At 64.3% G+C, this 14,022-nt stretch carries 13 protein-coding genes; 4 read left to right on the top strand and 9 right to left on the bottom strand.

Going from position 1 to position 14,022, the window contains the following annotated elements; genetic code table 11:
• Positions 1 to 4: 4 nt before the first annotated feature.
• Together FB460_RS13520 and FB460_RS11850 are read left to right on the top strand one after the other, a co-directional pair.
• On the top strand, positions 5 to 985 hold the full coding sequence (locus FB460_RS13520) for a Rieske 2Fe-2S domain-containing protein (RefSeq protein ID WP_142094411.1): 981 nt from the start codon (positions 5 to 7) through the stop codon (positions 983 to 985).
• Complete coding sequence (locus tag FB460_RS11850; protein ID WP_142094410.1) at positions 982 to 1,722, top strand: alpha/beta fold hydrolase; 741 nt, start codon at positions 982 to 984, stop codon at positions 1,720 to 1,722. The genes FB460_RS13520 and FB460_RS11850 overlap by 4 nt, the downstream gene beginning before the upstream one ends.
• An 81-nt stretch (positions 1,723 to 1,803) precedes the next feature.
• Here FB460_RS11850 and FB460_RS13370 read toward each other — a convergent pair whose 3' ends face one another.
• From FB460_RS13370 to rbfA, 5 genes are all read right to left on the bottom strand, one after another.
• The gene (locus FB460_RS13370; protein ID WP_170210081.1) at positions 1,804 to 4,206 is read right to left on the bottom strand and encodes a helix-turn-helix transcriptional regulator; all 2,403 of its coding nucleotides are present in this window, start codon (positions 4,204 to 4,206) and stop codon (positions 1,804 to 1,806) included.
• A 132-nt stretch (positions 4,207 to 4,338) separates the two neighbouring features.
• Positions 4,339 to 4,692, bottom strand: a complete 354-nt coding sequence (locus FB460_RS11840) for a hypothetical protein (protein WP_142094408.1) — start codon at positions 4,690 to 4,692, stop codon at positions 4,339 to 4,341.
• Between the two features lie 67 nt (positions 4,693 to 4,759).
• Positions 4,760 to 5,155, bottom strand: coding sequence for a hypothetical protein (locus tag FB460_RS11835; protein ID WP_142094407.1), 396 nt, complete (start codon positions 5,153 to 5,155; stop codon positions 4,760 to 4,762).
• A 174-nt stretch (positions 5,156 to 5,329) separates the two neighbouring features.
• Entirely contained in the window at positions 5,330 to 6,217 is an 888-nt protein-coding gene (truB, locus tag FB460_RS11830; RefSeq protein WP_142094406.1) for a tRNA pseudouridine(55) synthase TruB, read from the bottom strand.
• Complete coding sequence (gene rbfA / locus FB460_RS11825) at positions 6,214 to 6,687, bottom strand: 30S ribosome-binding factor RbfA (RefSeq protein ID WP_142094405.1); 474 nt, start codon at positions 6,685 to 6,687, stop codon at positions 6,214 to 6,216. Before rbfA ends, truB begins: the two co-directional genes overlap by 4 nt.
• A 176-nt stretch (positions 6,688 to 6,863) precedes the next feature.
• Between rbfA and FB460_RS13365 the strand changes: the two genes are divergently transcribed.
• Positions 6,864 to 8,219, top strand: coding sequence for a hypothetical protein (locus FB460_RS13365; RefSeq protein WP_246044404.1), 1,356 nt, complete (start codon positions 6,864 to 6,866; stop codon positions 8,217 to 8,219).
• Between the two features lie 226 nt (positions 8,220 to 8,445).
• Here FB460_RS13365 and infB read toward each other — a convergent pair whose 3' ends face one another.
• Both infB and FB460_RS11810 read right to left on the bottom strand, forming a co-directional pair.
• Positions 8,446 to 11,376, bottom strand: a complete 2,931-nt coding sequence (gene infB, locus FB460_RS11815) for a translation initiation factor IF-2 (RefSeq protein ID WP_142094404.1) — start codon at positions 11,374 to 11,376, stop codon at positions 8,446 to 8,448.
• Positions 11,377 to 11,595: 219 nt separating this feature from the next.
• Positions 11,596 to 11,865: a YlxR family protein gene (locus FB460_RS11810; RefSeq protein WP_211345986.1), complete on the bottom strand. Its 270-nt coding sequence runs from the start codon at positions 11,863 to 11,865 to the stop codon at positions 11,596 to 11,598.
• 37 nt (positions 11,866 to 11,902) lie between these two features.
• Between FB460_RS11810 and FB460_RS11805 the strand changes: the two genes are divergently transcribed.
• Positions 11,903 to 12,391: a hypothetical protein gene (locus tag FB460_RS11805; protein ID WP_142094402.1), complete on the top strand. Its 489-nt coding sequence runs from the start codon at positions 11,903 to 11,905 to the stop codon at positions 12,389 to 12,391.
• 10 nt (positions 12,392 to 12,401) lie between these two features.
• Here the strand turns inward: FB460_RS11805 and nusA are convergent, their stop codons facing one another.
• Positions 12,402 to 13,376 (bottom strand): transcription termination factor NusA, encoded by a 975-nt coding sequence (nusA, locus tag FB460_RS11800; RefSeq protein WP_142094401.1) that lies wholly within the window; start codon positions 13,374 to 13,376, stop codon positions 12,402 to 12,404.
• Complete coding sequence (locus FB460_RS11795) at positions 13,376 to 13,891, bottom strand: ribosome maturation factor RimP (RefSeq protein ID WP_142094400.1); 516 nt, start codon at positions 13,889 to 13,891, stop codon at positions 13,376 to 13,378. The genes nusA and FB460_RS11795 overlap by 1 nt, the downstream gene beginning before the upstream one ends.
• Between the last annotated feature and the right edge of the window lie 131 nt (positions 13,892 to 14,022).

Below are 14,022 nucleotides of genomic sequence, written 5' to 3'. Positions count from 1 at the left end.
TTCCATGACCACCAACGATCTACACAACGGGTGGTACCTACTCGCCCTTGTCGAAGAACTCACCGAAACGATCACGCCTGTTCGAATCGGTCACCGAAGACTCATGTTGCTCCGGCTCGCCGATGAAGTGGTGTTCGCAGACGCCGTCTGCCCACACCGTGGTGCGGATCTCTCAGGTGGAACCCTGCTGCGCACCAAACGGGGCAACGACGTGGTCGCATGTCCGTTCCATGCGCGATCCTTCCGCGTGGGGTCATTGACCCGTTACCCGGTCATGGAAAAGGGAGGCATGATCTTTGGCCGCCTCACTGACTCTGATTCGGGAGACCGAGGGCTCGCGGCCCTCCTCGGTGAGCTCCTACAGGGTGATGTGCACAGCGCCGTCCACACCACGGTCTCGGCTGAACCTCGGCTGATCCCCGAGAATGCGTTCGACATTCATCACTTCGCTCCAGTCCACGGGGTTCCCCTCGTGATGAATGCTCGCACCCGGAAGGATGACGCAGGCGCATGTCATATCCACGCGACCTTCCGCACCGGTACGGACCCATTCGCCCAAGAAGCCCGGGACGATGATCCGGCGGAACTGGTCGCAGCTGTTCGTGGCGGGGCGGATTCGCAGGACAGCGAATTCCACGCGGTTGCAGTCAGCCCCAGCCTCGTCCTGACGCGATACGGCAGTACTCCTGATGATCCTCTCGTCGTGACCGGTGTCCTTCCTCTGCCTGAGGGAGGGTGCGCCGTTCGCGTTGCCATCTCTGCCAACCTTCCCCAAGAGAAACTGCAACACGCTGTCGCTGGCGCCGAGCGTGCCTTCCAGCAAGATATCCCGGTATGGGAGGGGTTGACCCCAGGGTGTGACCATCTGGATGTTCTGGACGGCACGGTACGTGCATTCCGTCAATTCTGCGCTGGGTTCCAAACCATCCCACCGGTAGCTGGGGACACGAGTTGCGCGGGCGCCACGTCGGGTGAGGGCAAATGACCCCCGTAGTCGCGTGGGTCCACGGGTACACCATGCGATCAGAAGTATTCGAATGCATCTGGGAGTTGCTTCCAGACTGGCAGCATGTGGGCATCGACCTGCCCCGACACGGTTCCTTGACACACGTTCGGATGAACGTCGAAGAAGCCACCAGCCGCGCGGTACAGACCATCGAAGACCACCAAGTCGAACACCTCGTGGGACTCTCCTACGGATCCGGGATCGCTCTCCAGGTTGCCATGCAACTCCGTCACCGACTGCGAAGCCTGACCTTGGCTGCACCAACCCTTGCGCAAGGCGAAGACGACCCCGAAGCTGCCGCGAAGTACCGCCTGCTGGCGGGGCTCTACGCATTCGGGGTTCGCGGCTCCGCTCTCACGAAGGTCTGGATGGCCGAGCCCCCGCGGATCTTCAGTGGTCTGCGTCAGCACCCCGAGCGCTACGACCAGGTGGTGGAACTGATCGATCAGCACTCGTTTGCAGAACTTGGCTCCGACGAGATGGCGGGACTCACGACGTTGGATCACTCCGATCAGGCATTGGGCGAGCTGACGGTCCCCACGCTGGTCCTCTCCGGCACCCAAGACATTCCCCAATTCCGCGACTCGGCCCAGCGGCTGCGCGCGAGGGTACCGAACTCAACCTTGGTCCACCTTGAAGGTCTGGGGCACCTTCCCCTGTTGGAGGCGCCACAGGAATGCGTTGACCATATGGCCCCCTTCATGTTGCGCCACTGATTCACCACAACTGCTCGTGCTGCTTCGCAGCATGTGATGGCCATGTTTCGGCACCTCAAACCGGTATCACGATGTCGACCTTCAGACTATGCGGACGATGGGCTCGGCTCCCTGCATGGGCCAGCCCATCGGGAACGTCTCATGCAGCTGGGCACGACCACTCAGTCCCAACTTCTTGTAGACGTTGCTCAGGTGTGTGTCGACGGTGCGTTTGCTGATGATGAGTGTTTGGGCAATCTGAATATTCGTCTTCCCCTGCAATGCCAGTTCCACGACGCGTGCTTCGGCCTGCGAAACACGGGATGCGAGGTCGTCGACCGATTCCGACGTTTGGCGCAACGCTAGGTCGGGGATGGGATTCCGGTCGTTCCAGCGAGCAAGTGCCCGGTCACGCTCGGCATCGATCAGGTGAGCCAACTTCGATTCGCCAGCCTTGCGATAGATCTGCACCAGTTCCTGCCGCCATGGTATGAGGGTCGGGTTATGCAGTTTCGACCGCTGCAGCGTCTTTCCAGCCCGGAAAAGATGCTCAACTGCTTCATCCGACCGTCCAGCGGCATCGTGGATTCTTCCGGCGATATAGCATCCGTACGCCTCGATGACTGGGTGCATGGTGGGATCATCAATGGCCGGGGCAGCGTGCTCCATATCGGTTGATGCCGCTTCCAACGCTGCATGGAGCACTGTGTAATGGGCCAGCCGCTCAAGATTCACGGCTCTGATTGCAGCAAACTGACTCCGCGCGGACTCTGCCAACTCACACGCCGCCTCCGGGGCGTCTTGGCGAACGCGGCTCTGGGCCAAGAGGAGATCCCCGAACGCAGCGTCCACGATGCGGTCATCTCGAGCACTGACCGCACCCACTCGAGCCCACAGCGAGAGTGCAGCAGCGTCGCCAAGTGCCAAATGGGCCAAGGCCAGAATGAATGCGGTGTCCGCGCCCATGTCGGCCACGATGGTTTGACTCCTCATGCGAGCTTCCACCCGCCGCAGCGACGCATGAGCCGCCCCACCGGTCCACGCTCGGATGAGGAGTCTGGCCAAGAACATCTCGCACTCGTTTCGACGGCAACGGTTGCGTCGCAACCATTCCCGAGCGGAGAAGCCGTCACCCACTGCTTCGTTGGCCACCAGCGCCATCCACAAAGGCCCCTGCTGCTGTGCGACATGACGTGCCCCGTTGCCTCCCACATCCATGAGCTTGTAGGCAACACCTGGGTTCTCCAGTGCGAACAGCGGGCTCAATCCGGTCCAGTCCATCGCAGTGGTCGTCTCACTACGGACCGTGGCCGCTTCGATCAGGCCATTCCAATCTCGGCCCTGCCATGACATGAGGCGGAGTTGTTGCGCCCAACGCACCTGACGGAGGTTCGCAGCAGTACGCATCACCTGGTCACCCACGGCTCCCAACGTCTCGGTATCGCCGTTGTTCGCGGCGTCCTCGGCGATGGTTTTCGCGGCTGCCAAGTGAGCGTCACTCAACCCCAGGATTCCCAGATTTGCCAAGCGTTTGATGGGTGGGAGGGAAAACCGCTCGGTCAGGATCTCAAGCTCCCGGCCAACCTGCTCTCGAGCCTCGATGGGAACGTCGCTGACAAGGGCCCTCGCAAGCACATCGTTGACGTCCTGAGCACACGGAACCCATGCGAAGTCCTCGGCTGCACGAACCTCCGCCGTCATGGTGTAACCCAGCCCGGTGGCCCGACGGACATCCTCGAAGCGAACGTGGGGCTGCAGGAAGACGCTCAGGACAAGCAGTCTCCACGCCTCGCCGCATGGGGGAACGTACTGCTGTACATAGTCACGCAGCACCCCCTCGCCGCGAGAGAGGACCCACGACCGCGTCATGTCGATGCCGAAGCGCTTGCTGCGGGACAGATCGCGACAGATGCGTCGAGCTATCCCCGGGAAGCCATGGCTGACTTCGGCAACGGCTCCGGCCACTTCCTCCTCAAGACGTTCCGAAGCAACCAAGAACTGAGCCAAGTCGACGATCGGCAGGGGTCCCAGATCCAAGACGGCTCCTTCAGCACGACTTGTCAGATCCTTCACCCATGCTTCCCCGGTTGCGACCAGCCCTACGTGCGTGGCCGTACCCTGCATCGTCCATCGGTCGATATCGGCGAAAAGCTCATCCCGCTGCGGCGCCGCAAGATTGGCCACGTCATCTATGCACAGCAACTTCAAGTCGGCGGCCACGAGCCGATCCACGGATTCCAAGGCTTGATCCCAGGGAATCGACAAAGACTCAAGCTCGCCTCCCCCACGGTGAATCCAGAACCGCACGTCGTCATTGCCGTTCCTGGGGCACCCCAAGTAGGCCGCTGGCTCCACAGTCGCGGCATGAGCCTGAAGCAGCGCGGTGAGTCCGGTGTCCGGGGAGGCGACGACGACAGCCGAGCGGCCGTGCTCGTTGCGGTCGTGCATCCGGTCGCGCAACCAAGTGAGTTCTTCAAACCGCAACAAGGACTGCTCTCGAGACACCCTCGGATTCATGGTTAACCGCCCCACGTGCACCGCTCGTATGTGACTCCGCGACCCTAGCAATACAAGGGCTCATTATATAAAACAGACCGGATGCCGGTCATCCCGGCATCCGGTCTGTTGGGTCAAATATCAGGCGCAGCAGCAAGAGCAGCAGTAGCCGCCGGTAACGGTGGCCAACTCTTCAGGGCTCAGCCCCTTCTGGTCCAGCTCGGGTGCCTTCGGGACGTAGAGCTTGATCGAACCCGACGTCAGCCCCTTCTCCCAGGCTTCCAGCTGGGTCTCAAGGCCGTCCTCGGCGGTGGCGACACCCTCGGTCACCACTTCGATGGTGGCGTCGGCGGGAGCTTCGATTCCACGGTCGACGAGAACGTCACGAGGCGCCTCCACCAGCTGACGACGGAAGTCGTCATCGGCCCAGGCAGTCACCATGATGTCGCTGTACTGCTTCTTGAACTGTTCGCGCTCGGCATCGGTCATGGCCATGTCAATCTCCTTGGAGTGAGTGGTTGATTCAGGGCCCGATCCCTGCGGGACCTGGCCGGGACGGTCGTCAGGCGCAGCAGCAGCAGGGGCAGCAGCAGCAGTAGATGTCGCCACCGGCAGCAACGGCTTCGAGCTGCTCGAGGTCGAGGTCTTCCATGTTCACCATCGGGGTCTCCGGGATGAACAGCTGGTAGAGACCGGTGCTCAGGCCGACCTCCCACAGGGCAATCTGGCGATCGAGGTGGCCGACGTGGTTGCCATTCTCATCCTTCTCGCCGGACTGCGGATCAGTGGCGATGATCTTCAGATCGGCATCAGCGGGGATCTCAAGACCAACCTCGGCGAGAACGGCGCGGGGCTCGTTCTCGAGGCGGCTCTTGAACTCCTCGTCCGACCAGCTGCCGACGAGGACCTTGGTGTACTTGTCGATGAAGTCGTTCTTCTCTGCTTCGTTGAGCGCCATCGGATTCTCCTTAGTGTGTCGTGGTCCGATGACTCAAGATTCGTGGAAGCGCAGGGGCGAAAACCATGCCTAACGACACCGAGCAGATGCGGAACTTGGACCTCCGAAACACTCGGTATGTGCACGAATCCGTCTGCGTCCCCGGATGCGTCATTACCTACGTATGCCCGGTACTCACACGAACACTGCGGTCGCGACGGCGTCCCGCCCGTCAGGCCCATAGAGCGCAAGAAACTCTGGACCATCGAAGAGCGCTGTCACCCCAGTCAGCGCCCATCCTTCGAGTCGCCTCCCGTGTCGTACGCGTGTCGCTGCATCACCGTCGAGCTGGCGACCCGGAAAGCACAGTCGCGCCACATCCGCGATCGGCAGCATGTCCACATCTGCAACCGTCATCCCATCATCCAACGCCTGCGCATGGTGGAGCGTGAACGGCCCGACCTGCGTCCGACGCAACGCGATCAGATGCCCGCCCACGCCCAGCGCCTTCCCCACATCCCGCGCCAACGCCCGGATGTACGTGCCGGAGCTGCAGACGACCTCGACGTCGCAGTCCAGCACCGGGACGGCATCCCCGGCATGACGGACCTCCAGAAGGTCGAAGCGCTCCACGGTGACCGGACGCGCAGCCAACTCGACGTCCTCCCCGTCCCGCACGCGTTGATAGGCACGCTTGCCATCGACCTTGATCGCCGACACCGCCGTGGGAACCTGCTCGATGCGCCCGGTGAACTGCGCCATGGCGCGACGCACATCGTCCTCGGTGACTCCGCTCGCCCCCGGTGACGACGTGATCTCACCTTCGGCGTCGTCGGTGGTGGTGGTCACCCCTAAACGCATCGTCGCGGTGTAGCGCTTCTGGGTCAGCATCAGGTGCCCCAGCAGGCGCGTGGCCCGGTTGACGCCCACGACCAGCACCCCGGTCGCCATGGGATCGAGCGTGCCGGCATGCCCCACCTTGCGGGTGCCCAGAACACGACGCAGGCGTCCGACCACCTGATGTGACGTCCAGCCCTTGGGCTTGTCGACGATCACGACACCGGGGTCGAGGAAACCGCTCACCGAGCGTCGTCCGACCGGTCCTCCACCGACGCGGGCTCCTCGTCGGCGTCATCCTGATGTGGCTTGCGGTAGGGGTCCTCCCCGGCCGCGTACTGGGCCCCTGCCGCGGCGGCGGCACGCTGGGCGTCCTCGTACTGGGTACGCGCGAGCAGGTCTTCGATGTGGCGGGCGTTCTCCGGCATCGCGTCGGGCATGAAGGCGAGGCTCGGCGCGAAGCGCAAGCCCAGCTGCTTTCCGATGGTCGACCTGATCAATCCCTTGGCCGAGTCCAAGGCCGCCTGCGTCGACGCCACGTCGGCGTCCTCTCCCAGGACGGTGTAATAGATGGTCGCTTCCCGGGTGTCGCCGGTGAGTTTCACATCGGTCACCGTGACGAAGCCCAGGCGCGGGTCCTTGATCCGCCGCTCCAGCATCTGAGCAGTGATCTGCTTGATCTGGTCGGCCAGTTTGAGCACACGCGGGTTCTTCATGACTCCCATGGTTCCAGATCACCCCAGACTCGAAACCCTCCTGCGTTCTTCCTCATCGACGACGCCGACTCGAACACCCGGATATCGCCACAACAGCAAGGTTTCCATTTCAACGATGGGTTCTCTCTCAGGCGATGTTAAGATTCGCGCAAAGTCTTGATCGACGTGGAGGAAACATGCGTGGCAATCGCATTCTCAGCATGCTGGCCGCCGGGACCGGCTTGGCTCTCGCCGTTGGGGTGCCCGCTCTCGCAGCGGACATCGACAGCCCCGAGGGCCCCTTGACCAAGGTGCAGATCTCGCCGGACCTGAACTGCCGCGTCGACTATCTCGGTGACACATATTCGGAGTTCTTCTCGGAGACCGCCTGCGGCACGTTCTTCGCTTCCGGCGAGGAGCTTTTCGGCCCGGATCATGTTCCCGCGGGCAGCATGATCGGACGTGAGGGCTGGACGCCTGTCTCGCAGGAGACCAGCGGCTCCGGCACTGCGCAGGACCCCTACACGATCGTGACGGTCGTGACCGGTGGATCGGTCGAGATCACCCAGACCGACCGATATGTCGTGGGCGAGAACGCGTACCGCACCACCACGAGCGTCAAGAACATCTCCGACGCCGCCATCGACGGCTACGTGTACCACGGTGCCGACTGCTACCTGCAGGACTCCGATTACGGCTACGGCACCCATGACGCAGCCACCGGCACGATCACCTGCCAGGCCCCGGATGAGAACGGCGAGAAGGCCGCCGGCACCCGCGTCGAGCAGTTCATCCCGCTCACGGCCGACAGCACCTACTACTACGGCCGGTACTCCGACGTCTGGAACATGATCGAGACCCGCGATCCCCTGCCGAACATGCTGGACGATGCGGACACGCACATCGACAATGGCATGGCCCTCGGCTGGGCCGTCGATCTCGCCCCCGGCGCATCGGCCGAGTACAAGCGTCTGACGAACTTCTCCCCCACCGGCATCCTGTCGCTGCCGACGCAGATCTCGGCCTCCCCGGCCGAGCTGGACGGCCCGGGCGTTTCGACGATCACTGCGTCGATCGAGAACCCGAACAGCGACGCCCAGTCGGTCGATCTGCGCATCGCCCTCCCCGAGGGCGTCACCTACGTGGATGGCTCGGCCTCGGTCGACGCAACCGTCGAGGGTGATGCACTCATCGTCCCCGCTGCAGCGCTCGATGCTGCCGGTGGATCGCTGGAGTTCACCTTCGACGTCCAGGCCACCACCTCGGGCGCCCTCTCGCTGACCGGCACCTCTGCCTCCGGTGCTCCGGTGATCGAATCGAGCACCACGCTGACCGTGGCCGAGGGCACCTCGACCCCCGGCCCGACGAGCACGCCCGAACCCACCGCCACGCCTGAGCCCAGCGTGACACCCGAGCCCAGTGCAACCCCGGAGCCGACCACCACCCCCGAGCCCTCGGTATCGGCCGAGCCGACGACACCTGCTCCCGAGAAGTCCGCACCGGTGAAGCCCGCTCCCAAGAAGGGCGGCGGTCTGCCCAAGACCGGCCGATGAGCCCACGGCCGTAATCCACGGCTGACGCACGACATCGATGAAGGCCCCTCCGGTGTGATCCGGAGGGGCCTTCGCCATCCCCACGCTGCTTGGCTGGAGCGAACTGCCCAACGCCTTGCGCGACCGACAGCCCGGCCGCCCCACAAAGCAATCTGTGCCCACAACGCAATCTGCCGCCGGCCCCTGAGAGACCGGCGGCAGACCGACATGGATCACCAACGAGGGATCAGTCGCGCGGCTTCTCCACCATCTCGTAGGTCTCGATGATGTCGCCGTGCTTGATGTCGTTGAAGCTGCCGAGCGTCAGGCCGCATTCGAAGCCATCACGCACCTCGGTGACGTCATCCTTCTCACGACGCAGCGAGCCGATCTCGGTCTCGGTGACCACGACGCCGTCGCGGAGCAGGCGAGCCTTCGCGTTGCGTCGCATGATGCCCGAGGTCACCATGCAGCCGGCGATGGTGCCGACCTTCGACGACTTGAAGATCTCGCGGACCTCGGCCTGGCCGAGCTGCTTCTCCTCGTAGATGGGCTTCAGCATGCCCTTCAGGGCGGCCTCGATCTCCTCGATCGCGCGGTAGATCACCGAGTAGTAGCGGATATCGACATTCTCGCGATCCGCCATCTCGGTGGCCTTGCCCTGTGCCCGAACGTTGAAGCCCAGGATCACCGCACCGGATGCCGCAGCCAGCGACACATTGGTCTCGGTGATGGCACCGACACCACGGTCGATGACCCGCAGCGACACCTCCTCGGAGACCTCGATCTTCATGAGAGCTTCCTCGAGGGCCTCGACCGAGCCAGCACCATCACCCTTGAGGATGAGGAGCAGTTCCTCGGTCTCGCCCTTCTCGAGCTGCTCGAACAGCTGGTCGAGAGTCTTGCGGCGAGCACCCGCAGCCTGAGCCGCAGCACGCTTGCGCGCCTCACGCTGATCGGCGATCTGGCGAGCCGTGCGGTCATCGGGAACAACCATGAAGGCGTCACCGGCGCCGGGCACCGATGTCAGGCCGAGAACCTGGACCGGCATCGACGGCTCTGCCGCTTCCACCGATTCGCCCACATCGTTGATCAACGCTCGAACGCGGCCGTGGGCCGGGCCCGCCACGATCGAATCGCCGACATGCAATGTTCCGCGCTGGACAAGAACTGTCGCCACGGGGCCACGCCCCTTGTCGAGATGTGCCTCGATAGCGACGCCCTGAGCGTCCATCTCGGGGTTTGCCTGCAACTCGAGAGCGGCATCCGCAGTGAGAACGATCGCCTCGAGCAGCTCGTCGAGACCCTCACCCTTGGTCGCAGACACATCCACGAACATGGTGTCGCCGCCGTACTCCTCGGGGACGAGTCCGTACTCGGTCAGCTGACCCCGGACCTTCGCCGGATCAGCAGTGGGCTTGTCCACCTTGTTGACCGCAACCACGACCGGGACATCGGCCGCCGTGGCGTGGTTCAACGCCTCGATGGTCTGCGGCATCGCGCCATCATCGGCCGCCACGACGAGCACGGCGATATCGGTCGACTTCGCACCACGGGCACGCATGGCAGTGAACGCCTCGTGACCCGGGGTGTCGATGAAGGTGATCGTACGGTCCTCATCGTCGACCTCGGTCTCGACCTGGTACGCACCGATGGTCTGGGTGATGCCACCGGCCTCCTTGGCCTGGACGTTGCTGTGCCGCAACGCGTCCAACAGCCGCGTCTTACCGTGGTCGACGTGACCCATGACGGTCACGACGGCCGGACGTGGCATGAGGTCGTCCTCGTCACCCTCGTTCTCACCGAATTCGAGATCGAACCGCTCCAGCAGCTCGCGCTCCTCGTCTTCGGGCGAAACCACCTGGATGTCGTAGTTCAACTCCGCGCCCAGCAACTGCAGGGTCTCGTCATTGATCGACTGGTTGGCGGTGACCATCTCACCCAGATGGAACAGAACCTGCACAAGCGATGCGGGATCGACGCCGATCTTCTCAGCGAAGTCTGCCAACGAAGCGCCGCGACGCATCCGGACGGTCTGGCCGTCGCCCTTGCGAACACGCACACCGCCGATCGACGGTGCCTCCATCTGGTCGAACTCTTGGCGCTTCTGACGCTTCGACTTGCGACCACGGCGAGGGCCGCCTCCGCGGCCGAAAGCGCCCTGCGTTCCACCGCGGCGACCGCGGCCACCGCCGCCACCGGGAGGACCGAACGGCGGCGGACCACCGGGGCCACCACCTGGTCCACGACCGCCACCGGGACGGCCACGACCGCCACCACGACCACCGCGGGCAGGCCCACCGACGGCTGACTGCTTGGGCATCATGGCCGGATTGGGACGCGGGATCCCACTCGGCGAGCCTCCACCGGGGCGCGGGCCACCGCCGCGCGCAGCAGGAGCCTGCGGGCGCGGCCCACCGGGACGATCGCCGCCTCGTTCGGGTCGTCCGCCCTCGGGACGGGGGCGACGGTTCTGGGTCCCCATGCCCTGCGACGGGGCGAAGGGGTTGTTGCCGGGGCGCGGCGTCCCCGGGCGAGGACGCGGACCACCGGGACGCGGCGCGGGCTTCGGAGCCGGACCCGGCTTCGGAGCAGTGGGACGCGCGCCCGTCGGAGGCGTTGGCTTCGGAGCCGCCGATGGCTTGGGCGTGTTCTCCGCAGGCTTCTTCTCCGCAGGCTTCTCCGACATGGGCGCGGCGGGCGGCTTGGGGCCGGGCTTCGGCACAGCCGGGCCGGGTTTCGGCGTCGTCCGCGTCACCGGCTGGGAAGCCGAGCGCGGCGTGCCGGGAGTTCCCGGGACCCGTGGAACACGGGGGCCGGGGCGCGGCGCACGCGTCCCCGGAGCGACGCCAGGCTTGGGGCCGGGCTTGGGTGCCGCATCGGAGGGCTTTGCCGATGCCGGAGCAGACCCACCGGCAGAACTGGCCCGCTTCGTCGGGGCGGATCCAGCTTTGGGCTTGGGGGCAGCCTTTTTTGCTGCCGACTTGTCTTCGGCCTTCTTCCCATCCGACGCGGAGCCATCGGAATCAAGACGATCCCGGAGACGACGCACCACGGGAGCCTCGATGGTCGACGATGCCGACCGGACGAACTCCCCCATGTCCTTCAGGGTTGCGAGAACCTGCTTGCTTTCGAGTCCGAGCTCTTTTGCGAGCTCGTAGACACGGACCTTGGCCACTACTCTCCTTCAGGTCCGTGCCGGCGGGCGCGGACCGGTTAGTTGTCGAACATGCTCATTCGTGCTTACTCATCGAGTGGTCATGAGCGTCAAACCCACCTTCTGATCGGTGCCCCCGGCGGGGACACTGCCAACGCACCAGCCGGATTCGGCCGTGGCGCATCGGTCAGTGTATCGCGATCGCCTCCATCACGCGAAGCGTCACCGTCGCGCGTCATGTCATCGAGCGTCCGGTGGCACGTTCTCCAAGACACCGCAATCCAGAACCGACACCCGCAGGGCACGCGGCATCGCGCGCTTTCGAAGGGCCTGCCGAGCGCAGGCCAAAGACACTCCCCCTGCCTCATCACGATGCAGATGGGCACCACGACCAGGAATGCGTCGCTCATCATCGACGACGAGGACGCCTTCCAGCGCCACGAAACGCACCAATCTCTGCACAGGTTCTGTGCGGCGGCATCCCACACAGGTACGAATGGGTGTGTTCACAGGGGCACGGTAGCGCTCCTGACCTAGGCTGTGGTCCGTGACAGTGCGCAAGTGGGAATGGCTGACGTTCATCCTGCTGATGGTCGGCGTCGTCCTGACCATCGAAGCGACCCTCACGATCATCGGCATCGTGGGTGGCGGGCAGGCATCGTGGCTCACCTGGCTCTCAACGGTGGGCCTGGCCATCCTGGCCCTGCTGGGTCTGTTCTTCGGGCTCGGATGGACGCCGCTGCGCGTCACGATCGATGATCGAGGCATCGCCTGGCGACGGGGCACGATGACCCGCGTGTGCGCCTGGTCAGATCTGGACAACCTGTGGATCGCGAAGAAGGGCCAGGCCGTCGCCCTGATCTCGACATCCGCGCCGGCAGGCCTCATCCACCCTTGGGACTGGATCCAGGCCAAGCGCCTCCGTGTCGCGCCGGGCGCCGTGGTCGGATGCATCCGCCACGACGCCCTGGCCCAGGTGGAGGCCGGTGTGCGTCGGCATGGCCGACGAGAATTGCCGGTGGTCTACCAGCACTGAGGGCCTGGCGTCAGTTGCCCGGATCTGTGTCGGGCCGGATGTCGATGCGCCAGCCGGTCAGACGCGCCGCCAACCGCGCGTTCTGTCCTTCGCGTCCAATCGCGAGGGAGAGCTGATAATCGGGCACGATGACCCGAGCGGCCTTCATGCGCTCATCCACCACCGTCACCGAGCTCACCTTCGCCGGCGAGAGTGCCTCACCGACGAACTTGGCCGGATCCTCGTGGTGGTCGATGATGTCGATCTTCTCCTCGTTCAGCTCATGCATCACCGCTCGCACGCGCTGCCCCATGGGGCCGATACAGGCACCCTTGGCCGAGACATCGGGGTTCTTCGACGTCACCGCGATCTTCGTCCGATGTCCGGCCTCACGCGCCACCGATTTGATCTGCACGATCCCCTGCTCGATCTCGGGCACCTCGGAGCGGAACAGGGCCTCCACCAGACCCGGATGGGTGCGGGAGACGACCACCTGCGGGCCGCGCAACTCCTTGCGCACCGAAACGACGAACACACGCAGACGTTTGCCGTGCTCATAGACCTCACCTGGAGTCTGCTCGGCCTGCGGCATGATCGCCTCCATCGTGCCGAGATCGACGCGTACCGTGCGTGCGTCACCATCCTGCTGGACGGTGCCGACGAGAATGTCACCCTCCGAAGCGGACAGCCGTCCGTACTTGCGCTCGTCCTCGGCGTCGCGGAGACGCTGGAATATCACCTGACGCGCGGTGGACGCGGCCACACGGCCGAAATCCTGCGGCGTGTCGTCGTACTCGGCGATCTGGTTACCCTCGGAATCCAGCTCCGGCGCCAGAACCGTGACCTTTCCGGTCTTGCGGTTGACCTCGACGCGAGCGCCCTTCTTGGGAGCCTCGGTCTTGTCGTAGGCATTGAGCAGCGCCTCTTCCAAAGCGGTGACCAGCACATCCATGCTGATCTCCTTGTCCTTCTCGATCGCCCGCAACGCAGCCATGTCGATATCCATCAGCTGTCCTTTCCACTCCCGGCGGCCGACCTGTTGCCGCGCCCCAGTTCCACCTCGATGGTGGCCTTGTCGATATCGCAGTACTCCAGACGCACCGATTCGGTGAGTCCCTTCTTCTCGTTGACCATCACTGTCAGCTCGACGCCCTCGTCATCGCTGCGGGCAATGCGCCCCACGGTGGTGTCGTCGGCGGTGACGCACCGTACGAGACGCCCGTTGTTCCGACGCCAATGCTTGGGATGGGTGAGCGGACGGCTCGTCCCACGGGAGGAGAGTTCGAGCGCATAGGACTGCTCACCCATCAGGCCCGTCTCATCGAGCATGCCGGAGATCGCGCGGGACGCGGAAGCGATGTCGTCGACCAAGGGACCTCGCCCTTCGGGGCCGTCCCCGTCGACGATGATGCGGAGCTTTCGACTCTTTCCGCCCCCGATGACGTCGAGGCTCTCCAGCTCAAGTTCGAACTCGTCCAGCACTGAAGTCACGGCCGTGGTGAGGCGTTCGGTATCAGCCATCGTCGTCCCTTCGATCCTGTTGTCCGTCGATTGTGATGTCCATCGAATGCGTCGTTCGTGGATTGTGCGAATGCGTCGTTCGTGGATTGTGCCCCAGCCTATGCGGACGCGGCGAATGGCGTCCCGGTGGT

Origin of the sequence: Propioniferax innocua, assembly GCF_006716235.1 — a bacterium.
GTDB classification, from domain to species: Bacteria; Actinomycetota; Actinomycetes; order Propionibacteriales; family Propionibacteriaceae; genus Propioniferax; species Propioniferax innocua.
This window is presented reverse-complemented; position numbering and strand designations above follow the sequence as displayed.